This window comes from uncultured Maricaulis sp. (assembly GCF_963976135.1).
Lineage (GTDB): Bacteria > Pseudomonadota > Alphaproteobacteria > Caulobacterales > Maricaulaceae > Maricaulis.
Window position 1 is genome coordinate 1 of the sequence record NZ_CAXBKN010000043.1, and the last position, 24,204, is coordinate 24,204.

Below are 24,204 nucleotides of genomic sequence, written 5' to 3' on the forward strand. Positions count from 1 at the left end.
GGCACCAATGAGATCATGCGCGTCATCATCGCCAAGGATTTGATGCGCTAGGAGCATTTGTCGCAAGAGTGGGAACCGGTTTTGCGGTTCGAAATTGCGACAAGGCGAAGAGCAGGAGCCGGCATGACCGAGGATACCCCCCACCGCAAATTCGCCTCCTCGATGGAGGCCTTCGAGCATGCCTGCGCCGAGCACGACACCCTGATCGTGCCGGAACACCCGATGCTGGCGATGGTGCTGGAATCGGTCGCGGAGGGCGGTCCGCGCAATGAAGGCGATGGTTGCGCGGAGCTGACCCTGAAAGTGGCATCGGAAGATGGCGGTTTCGTCGTCATTTCGCGGACCACATTCGCTCCGAAACAGGCACTGCAGCCCGGCGACCTGGTCTGCTGGGTGCCGCTGCAGCAGGATGCCGAACTCGCCGCTCGCGCGCCCGATTCCCGCTTCGGCTGGGTCGGTCTGGTCTTCGCTTCCTTTGAGCCGGAATGGGTCGAGGATGAATGGGTGGTGCGGGAGTTTTACGAGTAGGGCGGGCGGTGAACTGGTGTCGAGAGACAAAGCCCTGTTGACGGTGGCGCGGGCAAACGCCATCCCTTGTCATGATTTGAGCGAACCGAGTGGATCATGACGCAAGAACCCGAAATCATCGCCCGCAAATGTGGTCATGTCGGCCGCATCACCCTCAACCGCCCCAAGGCGCTCAACGCGCTGACCCACGGCATGTGCCTGGCCATGATCGAAGCGCTGCAGGCCTGGGCCGAAGACGATGCCGTGCAGGCGATCGTCGTGGACGGGGCCGGGGAGAAGGGGTTTTGCGCCGGCGGCGATATTCTCAAGCTTCACGATAGCGGCAAGGCCGGCAATGATGATGCCTGGCTGTTCTGGCGCGATGAATACCGGCTCAACACGCTGATCCACGACTATCCCAAACCCTATGTCGCGCTGATTGACGGGATCGTCATGGGCGGCGGTGTTGGCGTTTCGGTGCATGGCTCTCACCGTGTCGCGGGTGACAGGACCATGTTCGCCATGCCGGAGACGGGCATCGGATTTCATCCCGATGTCGGCGGCGCCTGGTTCCTGCCGCGCCTGGGCGGCGAGATCGGCACCTGGATGGGCCTGACCGGCGCACGTCTGAAGGCCGCTGATTGTATCGCGGCCGGGCTGGCGACCCATTACTGCCCCTCTGCGCAGACCGACGCCCTGATTGCGGCGCTGGAATGCGCCGATCTGTCCGGTGAGGATGCGCTGGAAGTCCTGCTCGAGGAATTCTCCGGCGATCCCGGTGACAGCGATCTGGCCCTGACACGCACCCTGATTGACGCCGCTTTCGCTGGCGACAGTGTCGAGCCGATGATCGAACGGATGGCGGCGGCCGGTGACGCCTGGTCGACCAAACAGCTCAAAATTCTTGCCGGCAAATCGCCGACCGCGCTGAAGCTCACCCTGGCCGCCTTGCGCGCTGGCGCGGACTTGAGCTTTGAAGGTGTCATGCGGCAGGATTTGCGGCTCAGCGCCTGGTGCCTGACTGGCCAGGATTTCTATGAGGGCGTGCGCGCCGTCATTATCGACAAGGATAACGCTCCGGTCTGGTCGCCGGCGACGCTGGCCGAGGTCGATGACCTCGCCATAGCTGCGGCATTCGCGCCGCTTGACGACGCGCATGAAATGACTTTCCTCGACTGAGGCCGAGGGCCCGTCGCGCGCAGCAATCAACAGGGGAGATCCCACATGGCAATCATCGCATTTATCGGTCTGGGCAATATGGGCTCCGGCATGGCGGCCAATCTCGTCAAGGCGGGCCATGAGGTGCGCGCCTTCGATCTCAGCGCGAGCGCCCTGGCGCACGCGGTTGAAAGCGGTGCCAAGGCAGCGAAATCGACTGCCGACGCCGTGTCCGGCGCCGCGGCCGTCGTCACCATGCTGCCGGCGGGCAAACATGTCCGCGCCGTCTATGCCAGTGACGTCTTCCCGAACGCCGCGCCTGGCACGCTCTTCCTCGATTGTTCAACGATTGATGTCGACACTGCCCGCTTTGTTGGCAAGGCTGCCGTCGATCAGGGCTTCCGCTTCGTCGATGCCCCAGTCTCCGGCGGCGTTGCCGCTGCGGCGGCCGGCACACTGACCTTCATGGTCGGCGGGGCGGAGGCCGATTTTGCCGTGGCCGAGCCGATCCTGCAGGCGATGGGCAAGGCAATCCTGCACGCCGGTGATACCGGGGCAGGGCAGGCCGCCAAGATCTGCAACAACATGCTGCTGGGCATCACGATGATCGGCACGTGTGAGGCGTTCGCGCTGGCCGAGAAGCTGGGCCTGGACCAGCAGAAATTCTTCGACATTTCCTCCAAGGCGTCCGGCCAGTCCTGGTCGATGACCAGCTATTGCCCGGTTGCCGGGCCGATGCCGGGCACCCCGGCCAATCATGACTACAAGCCCGGTTTCGCGACCGCGATGATGCTGAAGGATCTCAAACTGGCCCAGGATGCGGCCCAGGCGTCCGGCGCCTCGACCCCGCTGGGTGCCCAGGCCGAGGCGCTCTACGCGATGTTCGGCAATCTCGGGGGCCAGGACCTGGATTTTTCAGCGATCTACAAGATGGTTAACGGGAGCTGGAAGTCGGATTAAACGCTCTTTAGCCTGTTGCTGCTAGGCTTCCGCCAACGATCAGAATGATCAGGTGGAGTGGGTAATATGGCATTGGCAGAAAATCTGGCCCCGGTTTCGGGCTCGAACACGCAATATCTTGAATTGCTGCAATTGGTGGAACGCCTGCATCGGCAATTGCTCGATGTTGTGAAGGACGAGCTGGACCGTGACAGTCTGGATGATCTCAACAGCGTTCAGGCTCTGTTGCTGTTCAATATCGGCGACCAGGAATTGACCGCCGGCGAATTGCGCACGCGCGGCCATTATCTCGGCTCCAATGTTTCCTATAATCTGAAAAAGCTCGTCGATGCCGGCTATATCCGCCATGAGCGTTCGGCTGTCGATCGCCGCGCCGTCAGGGTTTCGCTGACCGAGAGCGGCAATGCCGTGCGTGACAAGCTGTCGGCCCTGTTTGATCGTCAGGGGGGCTCCTTGAGCGCTGTGGGCGGTGTGGATGACGAAAGCTTGCCGGCCGTGAATACGGCGCTGACACGTATCGAGCGCTTCTGGGCCGATCATATCCGCTTCCGTATGTAGCCGGTTTCCCGCCCACTGTGATTTTTTGCCGGGTGCGGCGCTTCGTCCATTCGCAGCGAGAGCCTTAACGGTCTATATGTCGATTCAAACTTGAATGGACGCAGCAGACCGTTAATGAGGCCGGCATGGATTACCAGAACGCGTTTGAGGCGGCCGTACGCCGTGTAAAGGCCGAGGGCCGCTATCGTGTCTTCGCCGATCTGTTGCGCCGCAAGGGTGATTTTCCCGTCGCTCGCTGGCGGGCGCCGGATGGCCAGGTCAAGGACGTAACAGTCTGGTGTTCCAATGATTATCTCGGCATGGGGCAATTGCCCTGCGTTGTGGAGTCGATGAAAAAAGCCATTGATGATGTCGGCTCCGGTGCCGGCGGAACCCGCAATATTTCCGGCACCACGCATTATCATGTCGAGCTCGAGCGCTCGCTCGCCGATCTGCACGACAAGGAAGCGGCGCTGCTCTTCACTTCGGGCTATATCGCCAATGAAGCGACGCTCTCCACCTTGGGCAAGATTCTGCCTGGGCTCATCATTTTTTCCGACGAGCTGAACCACGCCTCGATGATCGCCGGTGTGAAGGGCGCACGCTGTGAGAAGCATGTCTGGCGCCATAATGATGTCGCGCATCTGGAAGAATTGCTGGCCGCGGCCCCCAAGGACGCGCCGAAACTGATCGCCTTTGAATCCGTCTATTCCATGGATGGCGATATCGGCCCGATCAAGGCTGTTTGCGATCTGGCCGACAAATACAACGCCCTGACCTATATCGATGAAGTTCACGCTGTTGGCCTGTACGGCCTGCGCGGTGGCGGTATCGCCGAACGTGAAGGCCTGATGCACCGGATCGACATCATCGAAGGCACGCTGGGCAAGGCCTATGGCGTGATGGGGGGGTATGTCGCCGCCAATGAGATCGTGATCGATGCGATCCGCTCGCTGGCTTCAGGTTTCATCTTCACCACCGCACTTCCGCCAGCACTGGCCGCTGGTGCCCGCGCCAGTGTCGAATACCTCAAATCGGCGCACGAGCTGCGCGAGAAGCATCAGGAACGCGCCGCGACCCTGAAGGTGCGCCTTGCCGGGGCCGGATTCCCGGTCATGCCGTCGGTGACGCATATCGTACCGGTCCAGGTCGGCGATCCGGTGCTGTGCAAGCGCATGACCGACATGCTGCTCGACGACCACGGAATCTATGTCCAGCCGATCAATTATCCCACTGTGCCCAAGGGCACGGAACGTCTGCGCCTGACGCCGACACCCTTGCATACCGACGCCATGTTTGATGCGCTGATCGAAGCGCTGCATGATGTCTGGCAGCGGGCGTCCAGTCAGGATGCGGCCGTGAGTGGATGATGCGGACAGCTGGATGAGTGATCGCGAGACCTATATCGAGACCCAGCATGTCGGCGGCAGTGTTCGCGTGGCTGCGGTCGATGCGGCGACCGGAGAGGAAGTCGTTTTCCAGGTCCCGCCGACAACGACTCAATCGGAAATCAATCGACTGGGCATGGCCAAGCTGGCCTGGAAAATGGGACGCGCCGATTCGGCAGCCCCGGACGAAAAACGGCCGGGTACAAGACCCGGCCGCGGTATTTCGGTCTAAAAACTGACACTTAAAGGTCTCAGGCTTCTTTCTTGCCGCGTCCCAGCCCGATATCCTTGGCGAATTGCGAGCGTTTGCGAGAATAAGCCGGTGCAACCATTGGATAGTCTGAAGGCAGATTCCATTTCCGGCGATAATCGTCTGGCGACATGTTGTATTGCGAGCGCAAATAACGCTTCAGCATTTTGAGTTTCTTGCCGTCTTCGAGGCAGACAATGTAATCATCGCTGATGGATTTTGCGACAGACACGGCCGGCTTCGATTTGGTTTCCTGTTTCAATTCAATGCCGGACACTTCTTTCATCGCGGTATGAACCGAGCGGATCAGGTCGGGCACATTATCGGCTGGCATCGAATTGTGTGACAGGTAGGAAGCCACGACATCGGTGGTCATGCGCAGCAATTCTTCCTGGTCGACGAGCATGATGTTTTCTTCTGACATTCACTGGGCCTTTCGAATTTGCTTGGCGTATTCGGGGGGAGTTGCGCCGGTTCAATAATTATCCTTTGATTTGTATTTTGAACTGTTCAGCACTTCAAGCAATAATCCATAAATAGCGGTAATCAGGTTTTGTTTTTCCAGTCGACCGAAATGCGGGCCAATCCAGTTGCCTGTTCTGAGTTTCAATGTGCCTGCGCGGCAACTCGACGCTTGTTTGTGGCGCGGACCGGCCTTATCACTCCGCCAAGCCTGTGTGCGTTGAAGAGGACAGATCATGCCGGAAGCTATTGCGACACCCGAGTCAGGGAATCGGTTTTTCACCCAGTCCGTGGTTGATTCTGACCGCGAGGTCGCGCACGCGATTCACGCGGAGATTCTGCGCCAGCAGAGCCAGATTGAACTGATTGCGTCGGAGAATATTGTTTCGCGCGCCGTGCTCGAGGCCCAGGGCTCCCCGCTGACCAATAAATATGCCGAGGGCTATCCGGGTAAGCGCTATTATGGCGGCTGCGAGCATGTCGATGTGGTTGAAACCCTGGCGATCGAGCGCGCCAAGGCGCTGTTTGATGTCCAGTACGCCAATGTCCAGCCCAGCTCGGGCAGCCAGGCGAATCAGGGCGTCTTTCTGGCCTTGCTCAAACCGGGCGACAAGATCCTCGGCCTCTCGCTGAGCGCGGGCGGTCATCTCACCCATGGTGCCAGGCCAAACATGTCGGGCAAATGGTTCGACGCCCATGCCTATGGGGTGCGCGAATCCGATGCGCGCATCGATTATGATGCGCTGCGCAAACAGGCCAATGAGCTGCGGCCGCAAATGATTATCGCTGGCGGGTCTGCCTATCCGCGCGAGATTGATTTCGCCGAATTCCGCCGCATCGCGGACGAGGTCGGTGCCTATCTGATGGTCGATATGGCTCATATTGCCGGCCTGATTGCGGGCGGGGCGATCCCCAGCCCGACGCCGCATGCGCATGTCTGCACCACGACGACCCACAAGACCCTCCGCGGCCCGCGCGGCGGCATGATTGTCTCCAACGACCTCGAACTCGGGAAGAAGTTCAACTCGGCGATCTTCCCCGGCATGCAGGGCGGGCCGCTCATGCATGTCATCGCCGGCAAGGCGGTCGCTTTCGGCGAGGCATTGCAGCCCGAATTCAAGACCTATGCGCGCAATGTGATCACCAATTGCCAGGCCATGGCCCAGGCGGTCACCGAGGGCGGCTATGCCATCGTCTCCGGCGGTACTGACAGCCATCTCGCGCTGATTGATCTTCGGCCCAAGGGGCTCAAGGGAAACCTGGCCGAACAGGCGCTTGAACGCGCCTATATGACCTGCAACAAGAATGGCGTGCCCTTCGATCCCGAGAAACCGACTGTGACCTCCGGGCTTCGGGTCGGGTCCCCGGCTGCGACGACGCGCGGCTTCGGCGAGGCCGAATTCCGCCAGGTTGGCGAGATGATCGTGCGGGTGCTTGATGCCTTGGTGGCTAGCCCTGAGGGCGATGCCGAGGTGGAGGGCCAGGTCCGCGAAGACGTGAAAGCGCTTACGGCGCGCTTCCCCATCTATCCAGAATTGGCCTAGGATAGCCGGATGCGTTGTCCTTTCTGCGGTCATCTCGACACCCAAGTGAAGGATTCCCGTCCTGCCGAGGACGGGAATGCCATTCGCCGTCGCCGGCAATGCCCGGCCTGTTCGGCGCGTTTCACCACTTTCGAGCGCGTGCAATTGCGCGAGCTCACCGTGTTGAAGAAATCCGGACGGCGGGTGCAGTTCGACCGTGAGAAGCTCAATCGCTCCATTCACCTGGCGATGCAGAAACGCAATATTGAACCGGAACGGATTGAACAGATGATTTCCGGCATTGTCCGCCGTCTTGAATCGACGGGTGAGAGCGATGTTACCTCCGACCGGGTCGGTGAAATGGTGATGGAGGCGCTGAAGAATCTCGATGCCGTCGCCTATGTTCGCTATGCCTCGGTCTACAAGGATTTCCACAAGGTCCAGGACTTCCGCGAATTCATCACCGATGAGGACCTCGCGCCCGGTCATCCGGACACGGAATCCGAGCCGGAGCAGGGTGCAGAGGGCGAATGAGCGCTGGCAGCCGAGCGCGTGTCACCCTGAAGCTCGCCACTTCGCTTGATGGCCGTATCGCCCTCGCCAACGGGGTGTCGCAATGGATTACAGGGCCTGAGAGCCGCGCCGAAGTTCACCGCATGCGTGCCGCCCACGCGGCGATCCTGACCGGGATCGGAACCATTCTCGCCGATGACCCGCAATTGACCGCGCGGCCCGAGGGCGTCGCCCGGCCGGCCCAGCCGGATATCCTGATCATGGACACGGCGGGCCGCACGCCTGCTGGCGCTTCCGTGCATGCGGAAAGCTCGCGCCGGGTCCGGATCTTCCGTGATCGCGACCTCGGTGCTGCCATGGCTGGATATCCGAGCGTGATGATCGAGGCGGGAAGCGCGATCGCCGCGGCGGCGCTGCAGGCCGGTCTGGTTGACCGCATTGAATGGTTTCGCGCGCCGGTGGTCCTCGGCGGTGACGGTTTGGGTGCAATCGCAGCTCTCGGCCTTGAGCGGCTGGGCGCTGCGCCCACATTCCACCGTGTGAGCCTGGTCGAGCGCGGGCCTGATTTGCACGAAAGCTATGAGCGGGTTTCCTGATGTTTACCGGAATTGTCACAGCGCTCGGGCGCATCCGAGCGATCAGCGGCGAGGCCGTGAAGCGGTTCGAGATTGAGGCGCCCTACGCCCCTGACGGGATCGAGCTCGGCGCGTCGATCGCCCATGCTGGTGCCTGCCTGACGGTCGTCGACAAGGGGCCGGCCGGGTCCGGCGGCTGGTATGCAGTCGAGGTCTCGCCGGAAACACTGCGCCTGACAACGCTGGGCGACTGGGCCGTCGGCAGTGCGGTCAATCTTGAGCGTGCCCTGAAAATCGGCGATGAGCTGGGCGGTCACCTCGTGACGGGCCATGTCGACGGTGTCGGGGAAATCCGGGCGCGCCGGGAGGAGGGCAGCTGGATTGTCTTCACCGTAGCACCGCCGCCTGCGCTCAATCGCTTCATTGCCCGCAAGGGCTCGATCACGATTGATGGCGTCTCGCTGACAGTCAATGCCGTCACGCCCGACAGTTTCGAAGTGATGATTATCCCCCATACGGCAAACGCCACGACACTGGGTCAGCTGCGCACCGGGGCGCGCGTCAACCTTGAGGTTGACCTCATGGCGCGCTACGCCGCCCGTCTGAGTGAATTTCCGGAGGCTTCCGCGTGAGTGATATCCCCCTGTCTCCGATTGAAGATGTGATCGAGGATGCGCGTAACGGGCGCATGTTCATCCTGGTCGATGCCGAGGATCGCGAGAATGAAGGCGATCTGGTCATTCCGGCCAAGTTCGCGACGCCCGACGCGATCAATTTCATGGCCAAGCATGGCCGTGGCCTGATCTGCCTGGCGATGAGTCAGGAGCGCTGCGATGCGCTCGGCCTGACGCTGATGGCATCGGATAACCGTTCGCGACACCAGACGGCCTTCACGGTATCAATTGAGGCCCGCGAAGGCGTCACCACGGGCATCTCTGCGCATGACCGTGCGCGCACCATCCAGGTCGCGACCGATCCGGCGCTGGGTGCCGATGATATTGCGACGCCAGGGCATGTCTTCCCGCTGGTCGCCCGCGATGGTGGCGTGCTGGTTCGGGCCGGCCATACCGAAGCTTCCCTCGATGTCGCACGTCTGGCCGGCGCCGGTTCGGCCGGCGTGATCTGCGAGATCATGAATGAAGACGGAACCATGGCGCGGCTGCCTGACCTGGTCGCCTTCGCGCAATTGCACGGCCTGAAGATCGGTACCATTGCCGATCTGATCGCCTATCGCCGCAAGCATGACCGTTTCATCGAGCGCCGCCTTGAAACCGAATTCGAAAGCGCGTGGGGCGGGCCGTTCAAACTGGTCGTCTTCCGCAATACGCTGGATGGTTCCGAGCATGTCGCGCTGGTCAAGGGCCAGCCCTCGGCCGACGCGCCGACCATGGTGCGCATGCACAAGGTCAGCTTTGTTGATGATGTGCTCAATGATGATGGCGGCCGCGGCGGTCTGGTGGAAGCGGGCATCCGGTCCCTGTCCCGCCATGACGGGCCCGGCGTGATGGTATTGATCCGCGAGACCAGTCATACGGCGATTGTCGAGCGGCTGGGCGCGCATCCGGCCCTGCCGGAAAATGAGCGCCATGCGCGGCGTCTGCGTGAATACGGCGTCGGCGCGCAAATCCTGCTCGATCTCGGCGTGCGCGACATGATCCTGTTGACGACCAAACCGCAAACCATTGTCGGCCTTGAAGGCTACGGCCTGAGTGTCAGCGAAGAACGCCATTTTCCGGAGACCCTGTGATGAGCCAGCCGCGCATCCTGATCATCGCCGCCAACTTTTACCGCGACATTGCCGACGCCCTGGTCACCGGCGCCAGCCAGGCGCTGACCAAGGCTGGCGCCAGCTTCGAGATCGTCGAAGTGCCCGGCGCGCTGGAAATTCCCGGTGCCATCACGCAGGCCGTGCTTGGCGAAGCCGGTTTTGACGGATATGTCGCGCTGGGCTGCGTTATTCGTGGCGAGACGACGCATTATGACTATGTCTGCAGCGAGTCGGCGCGCGGCCTGATGGATCTGTCCCTGCGCGGTATTGCGGTGGGCAATGGCATTCTGACGGTTGAAAATCGTGACCAGGCGCTCAAGCGGGCGATCGACAAGGATAAGGGCGCAGATGTGGCCGGGGCCTGCCTCGCACTGATCGCGCTGAGAGACCGGTTCAGGAGAGCTCCATGAGCGCGCAGAACAATGAAACCCCATCAGACAACCGAGCGCGTCTGCGCCGGGCGGCCCGGCTTGCTGCTGTCCAGGCCCTGTACCAGATGGAAATCTCCGGACGAGGCGCCGCCGATGTCATCGCCGAATTTCGCGAGCATCGCTTCGGACATGAGGGCGAAAACCCCGAATTTGTCGAAGCCGACGAAGACTTTTTCGACGCCCTGGTCGCGGGCGTGGTCGCCAGACAGGCGACGGTCGATGTGGCGATCAATTCATTGCTTGCCGATGGCTGGCGCCTCGAGCGTCTCGATGCGACCGTGCGGGCAATCCTGCGGTCGGGCGGGTATGAATTGTTTGAAAAAACCGATGTGCCGGCCCGTGTGGTCATCGATGAGTATGTCGACGTCGCGCATGCCTTCTTCGAGGGTTCCGAGCCTAAATTCGTCAATGCCGCGCTCGACAAGTGCGCGCGCCAGGCTCGCCCCGGCGAGCTCTGAGGGATGGCGGGCGGCGGCGAGTTCGGTTTTATACGAACGCGTCTGGCCCCGCTCGCCGGCGGCCACCCGGCAGCGCTTGATCTGACCGATGATGCAGCGGTGCTCGACCCCGAGCCCGGACATCAGCTCGTGATCGCAAGTGACATGCTCGTGGCCGGCGTGCATTTTCTCGAGACCGATGCGCCGGAAATCGCCGCCGAACGCTGTGTGCGCAGCAATCTCTCGGACCTGGCTGCGATGGGTGCCCAGCCGCTGGGCTATCTCAGCTCGATCGCCTGGCCGGCTGGCGTCTCAGAGCGCTGGCGTGACGGTCTGGTCGCCGGCCTCGCCAAGGCCCAAAACGCCTTTGGCCTTTGCCTGCTTGGCGGTGATACCACAGTCGGCCCCGGGCCACTGACGATCAGCCTGACCATGCTGGGACAGGTGCCAAGCGGCACTGCACTCCTGCGCCGCGGTGCCGAGGCCGGCGATGATGTCTGGGTGTCCGGCACAATTGGCGATGCGCGATTGGGGCTCGATATCGCGCGCGGCATTCTGGCTGCGGATCCTGCTCTGCTTGAGCGGTATCATCGCCCCACACCCCGTCTGGCGCTGGGTCAGCGCCTTCGCGGCCTCGCCAGCGCTTGTCTGGATATTTCCGACGGCCTGATCGCCGACGCCGGCCATATTGCCGAGCTCAATGGCGTTCGCATCGAGCTGCAGTCCAGCCAGATTCCCCTGTCCCCATCGGCAGTCGCCGCGGTGAAAGCCGGGCAGATTGACCTGGCAGGTCTTGTGACCGGGGGCGATGATTATGAGCTGTTCTTCTGCGCACCGGCATCACGCCGCGAAATTGTACACGGCCTGGCGGCATCGCTCGGCCTGCCATTGACGCGAATCGGGGCGGTGATTACCGGGCAGGGGGTCGCCCTGCTCGACTCGGAAGGCGGCGCCATCGAAACCGGCTCAGGCGGATTCACGCATTTTTGACGTCCGTCAGGCATATTGCCGGCCTGAGGGTGAGGTGACCATGCGTATTCTCCTGGCGATTTTCCTGTCGGCCTGTTTCGCTTCGTCGGCGCTGGCCAGTGGCGGCGGGGGTGGCAGTTCCAGCGATTCCGGCCCCGTGAACCGTTTCCTGACCCTGTTCAATCTGACGAGCACCGAGGCTGAAGACCGCGCCGACGCCGAAGCGGAAATGCTGGAGGACCCCCGTGTATTTACGCTCCCGGCCGTGGTCGCGCCGCTATCGGTCGATGGCCGTCTGACCGGCTATGCCTATGTGCGGGTTCATGTCCGTGCCGCGGACGGGCGAAATATCTGGAATATGCAGGAGCGCACGCACTATGCGCTTGACGCCATGGTGCGGGCTGCCTCGCGTGTATCGCTGTCGAATGCCGACGGATCCGGCCTCGATCGCGATCTGGCGACCCAGGTCTGGGGCCATGTCCTGCGCGAGTATTATGGCGCGTCATCGATTGCGGAAATCCGTGTCAGCGGCGATGATACCCGCATGCTGCGCCGCTAGCGCAAGCGCCCGGACCACCCTGGTCCACGGCATTTCAATCTCCCCACAAGGCGTGTTGCGCCGCTCGAAGGCTTTGGGCATAGTCCGGCCCATCGGGGAGGTATGAATAGGTCGACGTGATTCTCACGTTTGTGCTTTCCCGTTTCCTTTCTCGACCAATCCGCAGAAATAAAAACGGGGCTACCTGCCATGAACATGCTTTTACTAGCAATTGCAGCGGCCATTCTCGCGCTCATCTACGGCGTCGTTCAGACGCAACGTTTGATGAAGGAGAGTGCCGGTACAGAGAAGATGCAGGAAATTGCATCGGCTATCCAGGAAGGCGCTAATGCCTATCTCAAGCGCCAATACACCACGATCGCAATGGTCGGAGTCGCCGTCGGCGTCCTGATCGCATTCTTCCTAGGCTGGCAGGTTTCTGCCGGCTTTTTTGTTGGTGCGATCCTGTCCGGCGCGGCCGGCTTTATCGGCATGCTGGTCTCGGTTCGTGCCAATGTGCGCACGACCCAGGCTGCAAGCAAAAGCCTGGCCGCCGGTCTCGACATCGCCTTCCGTTCCGGTGCGATCACCGGCATGCTGGTGGCGGGCCTGGCCCTGCTGGGTGTCGCCGGATATTTCTGGATCCTGACCAATCTGATGGGCTTCGAATCGGCTGACCGCATGGTCGTGGATTCCCTCGTTGCGCTTGGTTTCGGTGCATCTCTGATCTCGATCTTCGCGCGTCTCGGCGGCGGTATCTTCACCAAGGGTGCGGATGTTGGCGGCGACATGGTCGGCAAGATCGAAGCGGGCATCCCCGAAGACGATCCACGCAATCCGGCCACGATTGCCGACAATGTCGGTGACAATGTCGGCGATTGCGCCGGCATGGCAGCGGATCTGTTCGAAACCTATGCCGTGACCATTGTCGCGACCATGGTTCTGGCTTCGATCTTCTTCACCGGGGATCTGGGCGTTACCATGATGCTCTACCCGCTCGCCATCGCAGCGATCTGTATCGTGACCTCGATCATCGGGACTTTCTTTGTCCGTCTCGGCAAGGGCACGAATGTGATGGGCGCCCTCTATAAGGGTCTGATCGCCGCCGGTGTTCTGTCGGTTGGCGGCCTGTGGCTGGTCACGTCCTATTTCCTGCCAAACGGCATGGGCGAAATCGCCCAGGTGTCTGGTCTGATGATTACGGGGCAGAACCTGTTCTTCTCCGGCCTGGTCGGCCTGGCCGTCACCGGTGCCATCATCTGGATCACCGAATACTATACCGGCACGGAATACCGTCCGGTGCGTTCGGTGGCGGAAGCCTCGGTTTCCGGTCACGGTACCAATGTCATCCAGGGATTGGCTGTTTCGCTTGAAGCAACCGCCATTCCGGCCTTGATCATCATCGCCGGTATCATCGCGACCTATTCGCTGGCCGGCCTGTTCGGCATTGCGATTTCCGTCACCACCATGCTGGCGCTGGCCGGCGTGATCGTGGCGCTCGATGCCTTCGGTCCTGTCACCGACAATGCCGGCGGTATCGCCGAAATGGCGGGGCTTGATGAAAGCGTGCGCAACACCACCGATACGCTTGATGCGGTCGGCAATACCACCAAGGCCGTGACCAAGGGCTATGCCATTGGTTCCGCGGGTCTTGGCGCGCTGGTGCTGTTTGCGGCCTACACGACCGATGTGGAACACTTGCTCCACCTCGCACCCGACTTCTCCCTGAAAAACCCCTATGTCATCGTCGGCCTCCTGTTCGGTGGGCTTCTGCCTTACCTGTTCGGCGGCATGTCGATGATGGCGGTTGGCCGGGCTGCAGGCGCGGTTGTCGCCGAGGTTCGTCGCCAGTTCCGGGAAATTCCGGGCATCATGGAATACAAGGCAAAGCCGGATTATGGCCGCGCCGTGGATATCCTGACCAAGGCCGCGATCCGTGAAATGATCGTGCCGTCCCTCCTGCCAGTCCTCTCGCCGATCGTGCTCTACTTCGCGATCGATGCGCTCGCTGGTCAGGAACAGGCCCTCGCAGCTGTCGGCGCCATGCTGATGGGTGTGATCGTCAATGGTCTCTTCGTTGCAGTCTCGATGACTGTCGGCGGCGGTGCCTGGGACAATGCCAAGAAATACATCGAAGACGGTAATCATGGCGGCAAGGGCTCTGAAGCCCACAAGGCTGCCATCACCGGTGACACAGTCGGCGATCCTTACAAGGATACAGCCGGTCCTGCGGTCAACCCGATGATCAAGATCACGAATATCGTGGCACTCCTGCTGCTGGCCTTCCTGGCCCGCTAGAGCGGATACGGGCAGGGCGCCTTGCGTCCTGCCCACGCGCTCCTCATTACAGACAGAAAAGCCCCGGTCGCAGGACCGGGGCTTTTTCATGTCTGGCTCAGAAGCGCTTACTGATTTCGGCGTGGTCCGCCAGCGCCGCCGGGAAGGTTTTCCTCGCCGCCGAACTGCTGGCCGGGCAGGCGCCCGATATTGCCGAGCAATTGCTCGAGCAGGCTCAGCTCACGGCCCCGGGTCGGGGTTTCGCGGCTGACATAATCAACCATGCGGCCGTCTTCCAGCGTGTATTCGACGACATCGGTCACCATGCCGGTCTCGTCATTGAAGCGGATGGCGACGATGCGGCGGTCGCGGGTCACCGGGCGCAGATAGGCCAGGGATTCGCGTGTCGCGGAGACATAGAACCAGGTGTTTTCGTCAAATGTACCGCGCATGGACGGATTGCCCAGGCGTTGCATGACCGAATCGCGCGAGTCCTCGTCGGGCATGATCGAGGGCTCCTGGCCGAGCGTATAGCGGTAGCCATGGGAACGAAGGATCGGATTGCAGGCCGACACACCCAGGGCGCAGGCTGCAATCAGGACGGACAGGCGAACGCGACGGCTCATGAAACACTCCTCGAGACCGCACCGGCGGTCTGTATGCCAACCTTGACCTAAACAAGCTGCAGCTTAGCTTCAAGCACGAAGATTAGGGAGCCCCGATCACATGTGGCGGAACTGGTTCAGGCCCCGGCCTGAAAAGGCGATCGGGAAAGCGCTTTATGCGGGCATCGTTCAGGCAGCGCGGCAGCCGGCGCTGTATGGCGAGGCCGGGGTTGCCGACACGCTCGAAGGGCGGTTGGAACTAATCCTGCTGCACGCGGCGCTGACAATCCGCGTCCTGCGCCGCGATGGCGGTGAGCCGGGCCGGGCAGTGAGCCAGGTGCTGTTCGATACCATGTTCGAGGATTTCGATATCGCGATGCGTGAGCTTGGCGTCGGCGATTCCGGTGTTGGCAAGAAAATCCGCTTCATGGCGGAGGGATTCTACGGCCGGGCCCAGGGTTATGCCACGGCCCTCGATGAGGCCGACCCGGCCGGACTCGAACGGGTTTTGTCGCGAAATCTGCTCGCCAGCGAGGCCATTCATCCGCGGGCTGCAGCGCTCGCTGGCCATGTTCGCACAGTGGTCGCCGCGCTTGATTCCACAGGCGGTGCAGCGCTGGCGCAAGGCGAATTGCCCGCATTCCTGTCCTCCTGACAACCGAGATCGCGTGTTGCATCTCATCGGTCATCGGCTAAGTTCCGCCATCGTCCGGCGGCTGAAGCCGTCGTCTGGGACAGATTTGTTTGTCTATGAACGCTGAAACAACGATTTCCGTAGACGCCATGGGTGGCGATCTTGGTCCCAAGGCTGTGGTCGAGGGGATCGGGTTTGCCCTCAAGCGCTGGCCTGAGCGCCAGACCCGTTATCTGCTCCACGGGGATGAAGCTGCGCTCGCACCCTTGCTGGCGCAGAATCCCAAAGTGGCTGCCGTGTGCGAGCTGCGCCACACCGACACCATGGTCCAGATGTCCGACAAACCGTCGGAAGCTGTGCGCCGGTCACGCGGTTCCTCGATGTGGAATGCGGTCCAGAGCGTCAAGACCGGCGAGGCCGATGCGGTCGTCTCCTCGGGCAATACCGGCGCGTTGATGGCGATATCCAAGGTTATTCTGCGGATGAAAAAAGGCATTCACCGCCCGGCAATCTCCGCCAATTGGCCCACCCCCAAAGGCCATACCGTCGTGCTCGATGTCGGTGCCAATGTGCAGTGCGGCGCCACGCAGCTGGTTGAATTTGCGATAATGGGCGAGGCTTATCACCGTGCCGTCTTCGGCGGCGAGCATCCGACCGTGGGCCTGCTCAATGTCGGTCAGGAAGAACTCAAGGGTAATGATATCGTTCGCGAAGCGGACGGGTTGATCCGGAATTCCGGCCTCGATATGGCCTATCAGGGCTTCATCGAAGGTAATGATATCAGCGCCGGTATCATCGATGTCGTCGTCACTGATGGCTTTACCGGCAATATCGCGCTGAAAACGGCGGAAGGCACTGCCCGCCTGGTCGCCGGCTGGGTGCGCGAAGCCCTGACCAGTTCTTTCTTCGCCAAACTCGCGGCGGGCCTTCTCGCCCTGGGCGCGCTGGACCGGCTGAAGCGGCGCATGGACCCGCGCTATATCAATGGCGGCGTTCTGCTCGGTCTCAAAGGCATTGTGGTCAAAAGTCATGGCGGCGCCGATGGCGAAGGTTTTGCCTCCGCGCTCGGTCTCGCCCAGGTCATGGCGAAGAGCGACTTCATGAGTCAGATACGCAAGAATCTGGACAAGTTCGCCAGCTTCGAAGAACAGGATATCGCTGCGGCGTCATGAGTGAATTAAGAGCGCGTATTGCCGGGGTCGGCGCTTATTTGCCGGACCGGATATTGTCCAATGACGAGCTCTCGAGCATGGTTGACACCAGCGATAGCTGGATCCGTGAGCGTACGGGCATTCGTCAACGCCATATCGCGGCCGATGATGAGACGACCTGCGATCTCGCCGAAGCCGCGTCGCGACGGGCGATCGAACAGGCTGGCCTGACCCCGGACGATATCGATCTGATCATTGTCGCCACCACCACACCGGATTTCACCTTTCCCTCGACCGCGACCCTGTTGCAGGCCCGTCTGGGCGTCAGCGGCGGTGCTGCATTTGATGTCCAGGCCGTGTGTTCGGGTTTTATCTACGGGCTGAGCATCGCCGATAACTTCATTGCCCGTGGCCAGGCCCGGAACGTGCTGGTGGTCGGGGCGGAAACCATGTCGCGCATTCTCGACTGGACGGATCGTTCGACTTGCGTCCTGTTCGGGGACGGGGCGGGGGCCATGGTGCTGCAGGCGCACGAGCCCGGCCATGACGCCGCTTCCGAGCCGGGTATTCTGGCGACCTATCTGCGCTCGGACGGCCGCTTCAAGGATTTGCTGCACGTTGATGGCGGACCATCCTCGACCGGCACGGTCGGGCATTTGCGCATGCTCGGCAATCAGGTCTTCCGCCACGCCGTGACCAATATCGCCGAGTCGATGAGCACGATCGCGACCCGTACAGGTATCAAGATCGCCGATATCGACTGGTTCGTCCCGCACCAGGCTAATCAGCGTATTCTCGAAGGGGTTGCGAGACGACTGTCCATTCCGACCCATAAAGTGATTTCCACCGTCGCCGATCACGGCAATACATCTGCGGCTTCAGTCCCCCTGGCCTTTGACCGTGCCGTGCAGGACGGCCGGATCAAGCCGGGTGACCTGGTTTTGATGGAAGCGCTGGGTGGCGGTTTTACGTGGGGAGCCGTGCTCGCACGCGTCTGAATTCAATTATTTCAAGTTTCACACGCCGAACCAAGACCTTGGCGTTGACCCGCAGGCGAATGCGGGCTTAACTCAGGACTCTGATTTGGGGATTACTATGTCAGATAAAACTCTAACGCGTGCAGATCTGGCTGAAGCAGTCTATCGGGAGGTCGGTTTATCCCGGCAGGAATCGGCAGATCTGGTGCAGTCGGTACTCGCATTGATGTCGGACACGCTGGCGTCGGGACACTCGGTAAAACTCTCATCCTTCGGTTCCTTCCTGCTGCGCGACAAGCGCGGCCGGGTCGGGCGCAATCCGAAGACCGGGATTGAAGTTCCGATCGAAGCCAGGCGGGTTCTGGTCTTCAAACCATCCCAAGTGCTCAAGGAGCGTGTCGACTCGGCTCTGTCGAAAGACTAGCAGCGGTTGGAGCCGAGGGCCGATGCGAGACAAACATGTCGGTCACAGACAAATCACCGGAAGCCTTCCGGACCATCAGCGAAGCCGCTGACGAGCTGGAGGTGCCTGCGCATGTCCTGCGCTTCTGGGAAAGCAAATTTCCGCAAATCAGCCCGCTCAAACGGGCGGGCGGGCGCCGCTTTTACCGGCCTGGCGACCTGGCCCTGCTGCGCGGTATCAAACGCCTCCTCTATGAAGACGGCTTCACCATCAAGGGTGCCCGGAAATTCATAGCCGATCAGGGGGTTGCTGCCCTGCTCGATCCCGCCGAGGGGGGCATGACACGCGAACCGGCAGCGATCGACGCGGCCGATCTCGAGACGCCTGCATCGCCGGCTCATCCCCTGCGCGTTCCGGGTAGCCCGCATCGCGGCATTGCCGATGTGCTGGAGGATCTCGAGGATGCCCGTGCCAAACTGCGCTCGGTTCTCGACCCGCGATAGCGCCGGGCAGTCCCGCCCGTCCGGCCGCAGCACCCGAAGAGAATTCGATTTCCACGCTCCTGGGAGAGGGATAATGATGGCGCGCCGGTCCGGGGACTGGCGAGCGACCGCTGTCGCTCTCACCCAAGGGAAATCCCGATGACGATCCGCCTTTTTGCCGCCGCACTGCTGTCCGCTGCGGCCCTGTCTGCTTCTGCCAGTGCCCAGTCTGTCTATAGCCAGATCACGGTTTATAACGACTCCGGTGTTGCCATCACCGCCGTCTTTGTCGGTCCGTCCAGCCAGCCGGACTGGGGACAGAATACGCTCGACACCGCTCAGGTCTGGCCCGGCGATGATCTCGTCGTCACCATGAGCAATGAGAACGGCGAGTGCCTCTACGATTTGCGCTATGATTTCGCCGATGGCGATGTCTTCGAGGAATACCAGGTCGATATCTGCGCCGCGAATGGCCAGCGTTTCGAAATCACCGGCAATAGCGGCGTGAAATAAGCGGCATGCGCGGGGCCGGGCAGGCGCGGGAGCGCTCCGGCCCGGCCTTGCGCGCCGATCTGAGTTTGTGCTGAACGCGCAGTTGCCGACACCGGGGCCTTTGCCTATAACCGGCTTCCCCGCTAAGGCTGGCTTTGGCCCGCCTGATCAAGGAAAGTCGGAGCGTAGCGCAGTCCGGTAGCGCACTCGCCTGGGGGGCGAGGGGTCGCGAGTTCGAATCTCGCCGTTCCGACCATTTCCTTGCCTGACGTTTTCCCGGTCTGAAGATTTCCCCGTCCCGATGGGCCAGCCAGCCGGTTTGGCCGGCCCTGCGACATCAGACCGCCGCCATTTCGTCTTGTCCCCGGCGTGTGATGCGTTACCAAGCCTTCCATCGCAGGAGGCTCCATGTCCTATCGCTCCACGTCCAGCCAGGCGGTCTCGAACTGGCTTTTCATCGTCGCCCTGATGGTGTGTGCCATGATCCTGGTCGGAGGCACGACCCGCCTGACCGATAGTGGCCTGTCGATCACGGAATGGAAGCCGATCTCGGGCGCGATTCCGCCATTGACGGCAGCCGATTGGGAGGCCTCCTTCCGCCTCTATCAGCAGACGACGGAATTCCAGGAACAGAATTCTGCCATGACCCTGGGCGATTATGAAACCATCTTCTGGTGGGAATGGGCCCACCGTCAGCTTGGCCGAATGATCGGTCTGGTCTACGGCCTCCCGCTTCTGGTTTTCTGGCTGCGCGGTTCGATCAGCGCCCACCTCAAACCCCGCCTGCTCGCCCTGCTGGGCCTCGGCGCACTTCAGGGCGGGATTGGCTGGTGGATGGTCGCCAGTGGTCTGGTCGACCGGCTTGATGTCAGCCAATACCGGCTGGCGGTCCATCTGGGGATGGCATTTCTCATCCTTGGTGCCAGCGTCTGGTTCGGTTTGACCGCGCGCACCGGTCCTCCGCCTGTGCGCCAGGGACGGCTGGTGGGCGCGGCAGCGGGCGTGCTGGTACTGGTCTTTACCCAGATCATGCTGGGCGCCTTCGTAGCCGGTCTCGATGCCGGGCGGATTTACAATACGTGGCCATTGATGAACGGCCAATTGGTGCCGGAGGACTATCTTGCGGGGTTGTCATTCCTGCAGGCTATCTTCGAGAGCCATGCGGCGGTGCAGATGAACCATCGCTGGACCGGCTATCTGGTCGCACTGGCGGTGTTTGCATTTGCAGTCGCGATCTGGCGCGAGCCGCGCGTGGCGCTCAAACCTTTCATGATCGTGCTGCCGGCCCTCGTGATCGGGCAGATCGCACTCGGGATTGCCGCGTTGTTGGCCGTGGTGCCGCTCGGGCTTTCCCTGGCCCATCAGGGCGGTGCGATTTTGCTCTTCATAGCCACACTCGCCGCCACCTGGACCGCGCGCCGCGCCATGTAGCTCCGGCGATGCAAAAAGGGCCCGTCCGCTTTGGACAGGCCCTCAGTGCATCTGGGTTATCCAGCCGGGCAGAACCCGGCTGTGGTGCGATCAGTCCGCGCTGATCAACGCCCGGCTGGCGGCATCGTGGGAGATAACCTTGATCCGCTGGTCCTCTTGATCGAACACCGCAATCATCCCGGAAATATAAGCGGTGAAACCGTAGGATTCCGGTGTTACGGCGATGCCTGAAGGCTGCTCGATCCCCGGCGTGCTCAACCCGTCAACCACGGTCAGCTCCGTAGCCGGCATCAGATCGAGACCGTAAAAGGTGTGGACCTGGCCGGTGGAACCGTCCGTGGCCAGCACCAGGCGCGAACCATTGAAATCGCCGACGGCCAGACTGACCACGGATTGGTTGTTCTCGGCTTCGATGACGCCGTCCGGGCCAAGGCGGGTAATGCCGCCGGCCGGGCTGGCCAGATAGATATCGCCATCCAGTGTGGCGCAATGGCGGGCCGGTGCGGTCAGGGCAAAGTTCTGCCGCTGCTCGACATGCAGGACATCATCGCCGGCATCGCGGACGCGCCAGATCTGGGCGCTGGCGCCATTCCCCAGGATGACCAGGTCGACATAGCCAACGCCTTCCCGATAGAGGCAGAGCCCGGCGACCCCATCGGCCGGCGTGGTTTGCGCCAGCGGCAGGTCGAGGACGCGGATCCCGTCGGTGACGACGGCAAAGCCCAGCACGGAGTTGCTGTCGGGCGAGGCGCCAAAAATCAGCGGCAGGTTTTCGCCCCGCAACTGGAAGCCCGGCGCCGTCGCCAGACCGGAGAGCCGCGCGCCGGCATGGCGGGTACGCAGTTCGCCATCGGCGTCAAACAGGTCGAGCCCGCCTTCGCGAGGGGCCGAGACGATCAGACCGAGCGAGGCGGCATCGCGATTGGGCAGGAAGGCGAGGGCTGCTGCGCCGCCCTGGACGCTGACGAAAGCCGCCGTCACGAGGACTTCGCGATTGGCGGCCTCGACCGCTGCCGCTTCCTCGATCGCCTGCTCAGGCGTGGGACCGCAAGCGGCCAGTGCGCTGAAGGCTGCGGCTACAAGGAGCGATCGCCCCAGGGGCCGCGCACCGCGAAGGTGCGACCGGGATAGCGTTGCACATTGAAGAACAGGGTTGAACCATCGGGACTGAAACATGGACCGGTAATCTCACTCTTTTCGCCATCCGGGCCGGAGGCGGCGTTGCGGCCAATCGTATACACCTGACCGGCAGGCGTCACGCCGCGGATGTATTGATCGTCGCTGCCGTCTTCAAGCACGATCAGGTCGCCCCATGGCGCAACACAGATATTGTCGGCCTTTTCCATGATTTCCGGGTCGTCGCACTCGACGAAGAGCTGCAGGCGGGCCGGGTGGGCGCTTTCGCCGGGCTGGCCTTCAAGCGGGCTCGGCTGGTAGCGCCAGATCTGGCCGATATGGGCCGGGCCACCATCGGTCGAGGTGAAATAGCATTCGCCATCGCCCCAATACAGGCCCTCACAGCGGCTGAAATGGGCGGCGCCGGCAGCGACGGCACGGATCCACAGGTCTGCATTGGGTGATTCGACATCATCGAGATCGATCCATTCGACCTCAATCCAGTCACCGACGGCAACATTCGGGCCGGCCTCGGCCCAATTGCGAATATCGAGGCCCGGCCGGCCGCGCACGGCCAGGGCCTGCAACCGGCCACCTTCGCTCAGCTGGCCGTGAACATGCGGCAAAAACCGGTAGAAGCAGCACCCGGCATATTCATCCTCGGTCTCGTAGACGATGCCGGTTTCAGGATCGACAGCGACGGCCTCATGGCGAAAACGGCCCATGGCCTTGAGCGGAACAGGGGCGACCAGCCCGGTCGCCGAAGCCGGAATTTCAAAACAGTATCCGTGTTCAACCTGGGCGGCGTCGCCGACGCCGACTGTTGTTTCCTCGCAGGTGATCCAGCTGCCCCAGGGCGTGACCCCGCCGGCACAATTGTTATAGGTGCCGATCAAAGAGAGATATTCAGCCTCAACTTCCAGGGTCCGGGGGTTGAGCACGAGATGGCTGGTGCCGCCCAGATTGGGCAGGCCGTCAGCGGTCCAGTCATGGACCAGGCTGCGATCAATCAAGCCGAGGCGCTCATTGGCCGGGCCGAAGGGCGAAACCTCGACCTGGGCCGGGTTGAGCTCGTGATTTCGCACCAGCACGATGCGTCCGTCATCGCGGGCGAAACATCCCATACCGTCATAATCGCCGGGCGCCAGCAAACCGTCACTCATCTCGTCGCCGACCGTCGAGAGCACCTGATAGGAAAACCCGCGAGGCAAATCGAACAGATTGGCCGGGTCCGCGCGCAGCGGGCCATAGCCGGTGACTTGATTGATATAGCCGCCAACCTCGCCCGATTGGCAGCCGGCAAGCGCGGCCAGACCGGTGAACGCAGCCGTAGTGGCAATCGAATTACGCAGGAAAAGACGGCGGGTGAGGGACATGACAAGGCTCCGTGCGGTCGGGAATGCCCTGCTAATACAAGCGCATCACGACGGGAAGATGACGATCGCAGTGTTATGCGGTATTATGTAACCGTATTCCTAGCTGTATAAAAACGCAGCGGAAATTCGCGCCCGGCTTGACCGGATGCAAAACCCGCCCTACACCGCGCGCTCGAAACCAAACCCACGCCAGCAGGCATGAGGCAGGATTATTATGAAAACCTTTTCCGCAAAGCCCGCGGATGTCGTCCACAAGTGGATCGTGATTGATGCGGAGGGGGTCGTTGTTGGCCGTCTCGCCGCCTTCGTTGCGACCCGTCTTCGTGGCAAGCATCGCCCGGATTTCACCCCGCACACCGATACCGGTGACCACGTCATCATCGTCAATGCCGAGAAGTGCGTCTTCACCGGCAAGAAGCGTGAAGACAAGCGCTATTACCGCCATACCGGTCACCCGGGCGGGATCAAGGAAACGAGCCCGGCAAAACTGCTCGACGGCCGTTTCCCCGAGCGCGTTCTGCAAAATGCGATCAAGCGCATGCTGCCCAAGGATAGCCCGCTCGCGCGCCAGCAGTATTCCAAGCTGCGCGTTTATGCCGGGACCGATCACAAGCACGAGGCCCAACAGCCCGAGCTGATCGATTTCAAATCCATGAACTCCAAGAATTCGAGAGGCTGATATGTCTGAAGAAGCCCGCTCGCTCGACGACCTGAAGGTCGTCATGAAAGCAGCCGATGCCGTCCAGGTTGAAGCTGAAACCGCTCCTGTCGAACCCCAGATCGACGCCCTCGGCCGTGCCTACGCCACTGGCAAGCGCAAAAACGCGATTGCCCGTGTGTGGATCAAGCGCGGTTCCGGCAAGATCACGGTCAATGGCCGCGACCAGGAAACCTATTTTGCCCGTCCGGTTCTGCGCATGTTGCTGCAGCAGCCGCTCGAAGCCGCCTCGCGCGTCGACGAGTTTGACGTGATTGCCACCGTCAAGGGCGGCGGCTTGTCCGGCCAGGCCGGTGCTGTGCGTCACGGCATCTCCAAGGCTCTGACCTGTTTCGAGCCTGGCCTGCGTGGCGTCCTGAAAGCCGGTGGCTTCATGACCCGCGACAGCCGCGTCGTCGAGCGCAAGAAATACGGCCGCGCGAAAGCCCGTCGTAGCTTCCAGTTCTCGAAGCGCTAATCGGTCACCCGATTATCGGCTACACAGATTACGGGCGGTTCCTTACGGGAGCCGCCCGTTTTCGTTTTG

Annotated in this window: 30 protein-coding genes and 1 tRNA gene; 26 read left to right on the top strand and 5 right to left on the bottom strand. The window is 61.8% G+C overall.

What is annotated here, in order from left to right; translation table 11 throughout:
• Positions 1-123: 123 nt before the first annotated feature.
• The 6 genes from AAC023_RS07560 (at position 124) to AAC023_RS07585 (ending at position 4,782) form a co-directional block, all read left to right on the top strand.
• Positions 124-528: a hypothetical protein gene (locus AAC023_RS07560; RefSeq protein ID WP_339739762.1), complete on the top strand. Its 405-nt coding sequence runs from the start codon at positions 124-126 to the stop codon at positions 526-528.
• Between the two features lie 96 nt (positions 529-624).
• Entirely contained in the window at positions 625-1,686 is a 1,062-nt protein-coding gene (locus AAC023_RS07565; protein ID WP_339739764.1) for an enoyl-CoA hydratase/isomerase family protein, read from the top strand.
• Positions 1,687-1,731: 45 nt separating this feature from the next.
• A complete protein-coding gene (gene mmsB / locus AAC023_RS07570; protein ID WP_339739766.1) occupies positions 1,732-2,625 on the top strand; it encodes a 3-hydroxyisobutyrate dehydrogenase in 894 nt (297 codons plus the stop codon).
• A 66-nt stretch (positions 2,626-2,691) separates the two neighbouring features.
• Positions 2,692-3,183, top strand: coding sequence for a winged helix DNA-binding protein (locus AAC023_RS07575; RefSeq protein WP_339739768.1), 492 nt, complete (start codon positions 2,692-2,694; stop codon positions 3,181-3,183).
• Between the two features lie 125 nt (positions 3,184-3,308).
• On the top strand, positions 3,309-4,532 hold the full coding sequence (gene hemA / locus AAC023_RS07580; protein WP_339739770.1) for a 5-aminolevulinate synthase: 1,224 nt from the start codon (positions 3,309-3,311) through the stop codon (positions 4,530-4,532).
• Positions 4,533-4,545: 13 nt separating this feature from the next.
• Entirely contained in the window at positions 4,546-4,782 is a 237-nt protein-coding gene (locus AAC023_RS07585; RefSeq protein WP_339739772.1) for a hypothetical protein, read from the top strand.
• 19 nt (positions 4,783-4,801) lie between these two features.
• On the opposite strand, the gene AAC023_RS07590 is transcribed toward AAC023_RS07585, so the two are convergent.
• Together AAC023_RS07590 and AAC023_RS07595 are read right to left on the bottom strand one after the other, a co-directional pair.
• Positions 4,802-5,224: a MucR family transcriptional regulator gene (locus AAC023_RS07590; protein ID WP_339739774.1), complete on the bottom strand. Its 423-nt coding sequence runs from the start codon at positions 5,222-5,224 to the stop codon at positions 4,802-4,804.
• A gap of 51 nt (positions 5,225-5,275) precedes the next feature.
• On the bottom strand, positions 5,276-5,500 hold the full coding sequence (locus AAC023_RS07595; RefSeq protein ID WP_339739776.1) for a hypothetical protein: 225 nt from the start codon (positions 5,498-5,500) through the stop codon (positions 5,276-5,278).
• On the opposite strand from AAC023_RS07595, the gene glyA reads away from it, so the two are divergent.
• From glyA to AAC023_RS07645, 10 genes are all read left to right on the top strand, one after another.
• The gene (glyA, locus tag AAC023_RS07600; RefSeq protein WP_339739778.1) at positions 5,499-6,806 is read left to right on the top strand and encodes a serine hydroxymethyltransferase; all 1,308 of its coding nucleotides are present in this window, start codon (positions 5,499-5,501) and stop codon (positions 6,804-6,806) included. The two genes, AAC023_RS07595 and glyA, sit on opposite strands and share 2 nt — an antisense overlap.
• A 9-nt stretch (positions 6,807-6,815) precedes the next feature.
• The gene (gene nrdR / locus AAC023_RS07605; protein WP_339739780.1) at positions 6,816-7,319 is read left to right on the top strand and encodes a transcriptional regulator NrdR; all 504 of its coding nucleotides are present in this window, start codon (positions 6,816-6,818) and stop codon (positions 7,317-7,319) included.
• Positions 7,316-7,894 carry a RibD family protein gene (locus AAC023_RS07610; protein ID WP_339739782.1) on the top strand — a complete coding sequence of 193 codons (579 nt, stop codon included), beginning with the start codon at positions 7,316-7,318 and terminating at the stop codon, positions 7,892-7,894. Before nrdR ends, AAC023_RS07610 begins: the two co-directional genes overlap by 4 nt.
• Positions 7,894-8,505: a riboflavin synthase gene (locus tag AAC023_RS07615; protein ID WP_339739784.1), complete on the top strand. Its 612-nt coding sequence runs from the start codon at positions 7,894-7,896 to the stop codon at positions 8,503-8,505. The genes AAC023_RS07610 and AAC023_RS07615 overlap by 1 nt, the downstream gene beginning before the upstream one ends.
• Positions 8,502-9,620, top strand: coding sequence for a 3,4-dihydroxy-2-butanone-4-phosphate synthase (gene ribB / locus AAC023_RS07620; RefSeq protein ID WP_339739787.1), 1,119 nt, complete (start codon positions 8,502-8,504; stop codon positions 9,618-9,620). Before AAC023_RS07615 ends, ribB begins: the two co-directional genes overlap by 4 nt.
• Positions 9,620-10,051, top strand: coding sequence for a 6,7-dimethyl-8-ribityllumazine synthase (gene ribH / locus AAC023_RS07625; protein WP_339739789.1), 432 nt, complete (start codon positions 9,620-9,622; stop codon positions 10,049-10,051). Before ribB ends, ribH begins: the two co-directional genes overlap by 1 nt.
• Entirely contained in the window at positions 10,048-10,530 is a 483-nt protein-coding gene (nusB, locus tag AAC023_RS07630; protein ID WP_339739791.1) for a transcription antitermination factor NusB, read from the top strand. The genes ribH and nusB overlap by 4 nt, the downstream gene beginning before the upstream one ends.
• 3 nt (positions 10,531-10,533) lie before the next feature.
• The gene (gene thiL / locus AAC023_RS07635; protein ID WP_339739793.1) at positions 10,534-11,499 is read left to right on the top strand and encodes a thiamine-phosphate kinase; all 966 of its coding nucleotides are present in this window, start codon (positions 10,534-10,536) and stop codon (positions 11,497-11,499) included.
• Between the two features lie 40 nt (positions 11,500-11,539).
• Positions 11,540-12,037 carry a hypothetical protein gene (locus AAC023_RS07640; protein ID WP_339739795.1) on the top strand — a complete coding sequence of 166 codons (498 nt, stop codon included), beginning with the start codon at positions 11,540-11,542 and terminating at the stop codon, positions 12,035-12,037.
• Positions 12,038-12,232: 195 nt separating this feature from the next.
• Positions 12,233-14,314, top strand: coding sequence for a sodium-translocating pyrophosphatase (locus tag AAC023_RS07645; protein ID WP_339739797.1), 2,082 nt, complete (start codon positions 12,233-12,235; stop codon positions 14,312-14,314).
• A gap of 107 nt (positions 14,315-14,421) precedes the next feature.
• On the opposite strand, the gene bamE is transcribed toward AAC023_RS07645, so the two are convergent.
• Entirely contained in the window at positions 14,422-14,919 is a 498-nt protein-coding gene (gene bamE, locus AAC023_RS07650) for an outer membrane protein assembly factor BamE (protein WP_339739799.1), read from the bottom strand.
• A gap of 100 nt (positions 14,920-15,019) precedes the next feature.
• On the opposite strand from bamE, the gene AAC023_RS07655 reads away from it, so the two are divergent.
• The 8 genes from AAC023_RS07655 (at position 15,020) to AAC023_RS07690 (ending at position 20,468) form a co-directional block, all read left to right on the top strand.
• Positions 15,020-15,553 (top strand): ubiquinol-cytochrome C chaperone family protein, encoded by a 534-nt coding sequence (locus AAC023_RS07655; protein WP_339739801.1) that lies wholly within the window; start codon positions 15,020-15,022, stop codon positions 15,551-15,553.
• A gap of 95 nt (positions 15,554-15,648) precedes the next feature.
• Positions 15,649-16,704 carry a phosphate acyltransferase PlsX gene (plsX, locus tag AAC023_RS07660; RefSeq protein WP_339739804.1) on the top strand — a complete coding sequence of 352 codons (1,056 nt, stop codon included), beginning with the start codon at positions 15,649-15,651 and terminating at the stop codon, positions 16,702-16,704.
• The gene (locus AAC023_RS07665) at positions 16,701-17,681 is read left to right on the top strand and encodes a beta-ketoacyl-ACP synthase III (protein WP_339739806.1); all 981 of its coding nucleotides are present in this window, start codon (positions 16,701-16,703) and stop codon (positions 17,679-17,681) included. The genes plsX and AAC023_RS07665 overlap by 4 nt, the downstream gene beginning before the upstream one ends.
• Positions 17,682-17,778: 97 nt before the next feature.
• Positions 17,779-18,084, top strand: a complete 306-nt coding sequence (locus tag AAC023_RS07670; protein ID WP_091767329.1) for an integration host factor subunit alpha — start codon at positions 17,779-17,781, stop codon at positions 18,082-18,084.
• Positions 18,085-18,119: 35 nt separating this feature from the next.
• On the top strand, positions 18,120-18,566 hold the full coding sequence (locus tag AAC023_RS07675) for a MerR family transcriptional regulator (protein ID WP_339739808.1): 447 nt from the start codon (positions 18,120-18,122) through the stop codon (positions 18,564-18,566).
• A gap of 138 nt (positions 18,567-18,704) precedes the next feature.
• On the top strand, positions 18,705-19,058 hold the full coding sequence (locus AAC023_RS07680; RefSeq protein ID WP_339739810.1) for a hypothetical protein: 354 nt from the start codon (positions 18,705-18,707) through the stop codon (positions 19,056-19,058).
• 158 nt (positions 19,059-19,216) lie between these two features.
• Positions 19,217-19,293 (top strand) — tRNA-Pro (locus AAC023_RS07685).
• A 152-nt stretch (positions 19,294-19,445) separates the two neighbouring features.
• Positions 19,446-20,468, top strand: coding sequence for a COX15/CtaA family protein (locus tag AAC023_RS07690; RefSeq protein ID WP_339739813.1), 1,023 nt, complete (start codon positions 19,446-19,448; stop codon positions 20,466-20,468).
• 90 nt (positions 20,469-20,558) lie between these two features.
• Here AAC023_RS07690 and AAC023_RS07695 read toward each other — a convergent pair whose 3' ends face one another.
• A complete protein-coding gene (locus tag AAC023_RS07695; RefSeq protein WP_339739821.1) occupies positions 20,559-21,644 on the bottom strand; it encodes a hypothetical protein in 1,086 nt (361 codons plus the stop codon).
• Entirely contained in the window at positions 21,545-22,960 is a 1,416-nt protein-coding gene (locus tag AAC023_RS07700; RefSeq protein WP_339739815.1) for an alkaline phosphatase PhoX, read from the bottom strand. Before AAC023_RS07700 ends, AAC023_RS07695 begins: the two co-directional genes overlap by 100 nt.
• Before the next feature lie 214 nt (positions 22,961-23,174).
• Between AAC023_RS07700 and rplM the strand changes: the two genes are divergently transcribed.
• Together rplM and rpsI are read left to right on the top strand one after the other, a co-directional pair.
• Entirely contained in the window at positions 23,175-23,639 is a 465-nt protein-coding gene (gene rplM / locus AAC023_RS07705) for a 50S ribosomal protein L13 (RefSeq protein WP_339739817.1), read from the top strand.
• 1 nt (position 23,640) lies between these two features.
• Complete coding sequence (gene rpsI, locus AAC023_RS07710) at positions 23,641-24,135, top strand: 30S ribosomal protein S9 (protein WP_339739819.1); 495 nt, start codon at positions 23,641-23,643, stop codon at positions 24,133-24,135.
• Positions 24,136-24,204 lie beyond the last annotated feature (69 nt).

Excerpts from the sequence above, each read along its gene's own strand:
- AAC023_RS07590 (WP_339739774.1), bottom strand. The coding sequence starts at position 5,224 with ATGTCAGAAGAAAACATCATGCTCGTCGACCAGGAAGAATTGCTGCGC.
- AAC023_RS07680 (WP_339739810.1), top strand. The coding sequence starts at position 18,705 with ATGACGATCCGCCTTTTTGCCGCCGCACTGCTGTCCGCTGCGGCCCTG.
- glyA (WP_339739778.1), top strand. The coding sequence starts at position 5,499 with ATGCCGGAAGCTATTGCGACACCCGAGTCAGGGAATCGGTTTTTCACC.
- ribH (WP_339739789.1), top strand. The coding sequence starts at position 9,620 with ATGAGCCAGCCGCGCATCCTGATCATCGCCGCCAACTTTTACCGCGAC.
- AAC023_RS07560 (WP_339739762.1), top strand. The coding sequence starts at position 124 with ATGACCGAGGATACCCCCCACCGCAAATTCGCCTCCTCGATGGAGGCC.
- mmsB (WP_339739766.1), top strand. The coding sequence starts at position 1,732 with ATGGCAATCATCGCATTTATCGGTCTGGGCAATATGGGCTCCGGCATG.
- rpsI (WP_339739819.1), top strand. The coding sequence starts at position 23,641 with ATGTCTGAAGAAGCCCGCTCGCTCGACGACCTGAAGGTCGTCATGAAA.
- rplM (WP_339739817.1), top strand. The coding sequence starts at position 23,175 with ATGAAAACCTTTTCCGCAAAGCCCGCGGATGTCGTCCACAAGTGGATC.
- AAC023_RS07575 (WP_339739768.1), top strand. The coding sequence starts at position 2,692 with ATGGCATTGGCAGAAAATCTGGCCCCGGTTTCGGGCTCGAACACGCAA.
- AAC023_RS07645 (WP_339739797.1), top strand. The coding sequence starts at position 12,233 with ATGCTTTTACTAGCAATTGCAGCGGCCATTCTCGCGCTCATCTACGGC.
- thiL (WP_339739793.1), top strand. The coding sequence starts at position 10,534 with ATGGCGGGCGGCGGCGAGTTCGGTTTTATACGAACGCGTCTGGCCCCG.
- AAC023_RS07670 (WP_091767329.1), top strand. The coding sequence starts at position 17,779 with ATGTCAGATAAAACTCTAACGCGTGCAGATCTGGCTGAAGCAGTCTAT.
- AAC023_RS07615 (WP_339739784.1), top strand. The coding sequence starts at position 7,894 with ATGTTTACCGGAATTGTCACAGCGCTCGGGCGCATCCGAGCGATCAGC.
- AAC023_RS07640 (WP_339739795.1), top strand. The coding sequence starts at position 11,540 with ATGCGTATTCTCCTGGCGATTTTCCTGTCGGCCTGTTTCGCTTCGTCG.
- AAC023_RS07585 (WP_339739772.1), top strand. The coding sequence starts at position 4,546 with ATGAGTGATCGCGAGACCTATATCGAGACCCAGCATGTCGGCGGCAGT.
- AAC023_RS07695 (WP_339739821.1), bottom strand. The coding sequence starts at position 21,644 with ATGTTTCAGTCCCGATGGTTCAACCCTGTTCTTCAATGTGCAACGCTA.
- nusB (WP_339739791.1), top strand. The coding sequence starts at position 10,048 with ATGAGCGCGCAGAACAATGAAACCCCATCAGACAACCGAGCGCGTCTG.
- AAC023_RS07690 (WP_339739813.1), top strand. The coding sequence starts at position 19,446 with ATGTCCTATCGCTCCACGTCCAGCCAGGCGGTCTCGAACTGGCTTTTC.
- nrdR (WP_339739780.1), top strand. The coding sequence starts at position 6,816 with ATGCGTTGTCCTTTCTGCGGTCATCTCGACACCCAAGTGAAGGATTCC.
- AAC023_RS07595 (WP_339739776.1), bottom strand. The coding sequence starts at position 5,500 with ATGATCTGTCCTCTTCAACGCACACAGGCTTGGCGGAGTGATAAGGCC.
- AAC023_RS07665 (WP_339739806.1), top strand. The coding sequence starts at position 16,701 with ATGAGTGAATTAAGAGCGCGTATTGCCGGGGTCGGCGCTTATTTGCCG.
- AAC023_RS07565 (WP_339739764.1), top strand. The coding sequence starts at position 625 with ATGACGCAAGAACCCGAAATCATCGCCCGCAAATGTGGTCATGTCGGC.
- AAC023_RS07700 (WP_339739815.1), bottom strand. The coding sequence starts at position 22,960 with ATGTCCCTCACCCGCCGTCTTTTCCTGCGTAATTCGATTGCCACTACG.
- AAC023_RS07655 (WP_339739801.1), top strand. The coding sequence starts at position 15,020 with ATGTGGCGGAACTGGTTCAGGCCCCGGCCTGAAAAGGCGATCGGGAAA.
- hemA (WP_339739770.1), top strand. The coding sequence starts at position 3,309 with ATGGATTACCAGAACGCGTTTGAGGCGGCCGTACGCCGTGTAAAGGCC.
- AAC023_RS07675 (WP_339739808.1), top strand. The coding sequence starts at position 18,120 with ATGTCGGTCACAGACAAATCACCGGAAGCCTTCCGGACCATCAGCGAA.
- plsX (WP_339739804.1), top strand. The coding sequence starts at position 15,649 with ATGAACGCTGAAACAACGATTTCCGTAGACGCCATGGGTGGCGATCTT.
- bamE (WP_339739799.1), bottom strand. The coding sequence starts at position 14,919 with ATGAGCCGTCGCGTTCGCCTGTCCGTCCTGATTGCAGCCTGCGCCCTG.
- AAC023_RS07610 (WP_339739782.1), top strand. The coding sequence starts at position 7,316 with ATGAGCGCTGGCAGCCGAGCGCGTGTCACCCTGAAGCTCGCCACTTCG.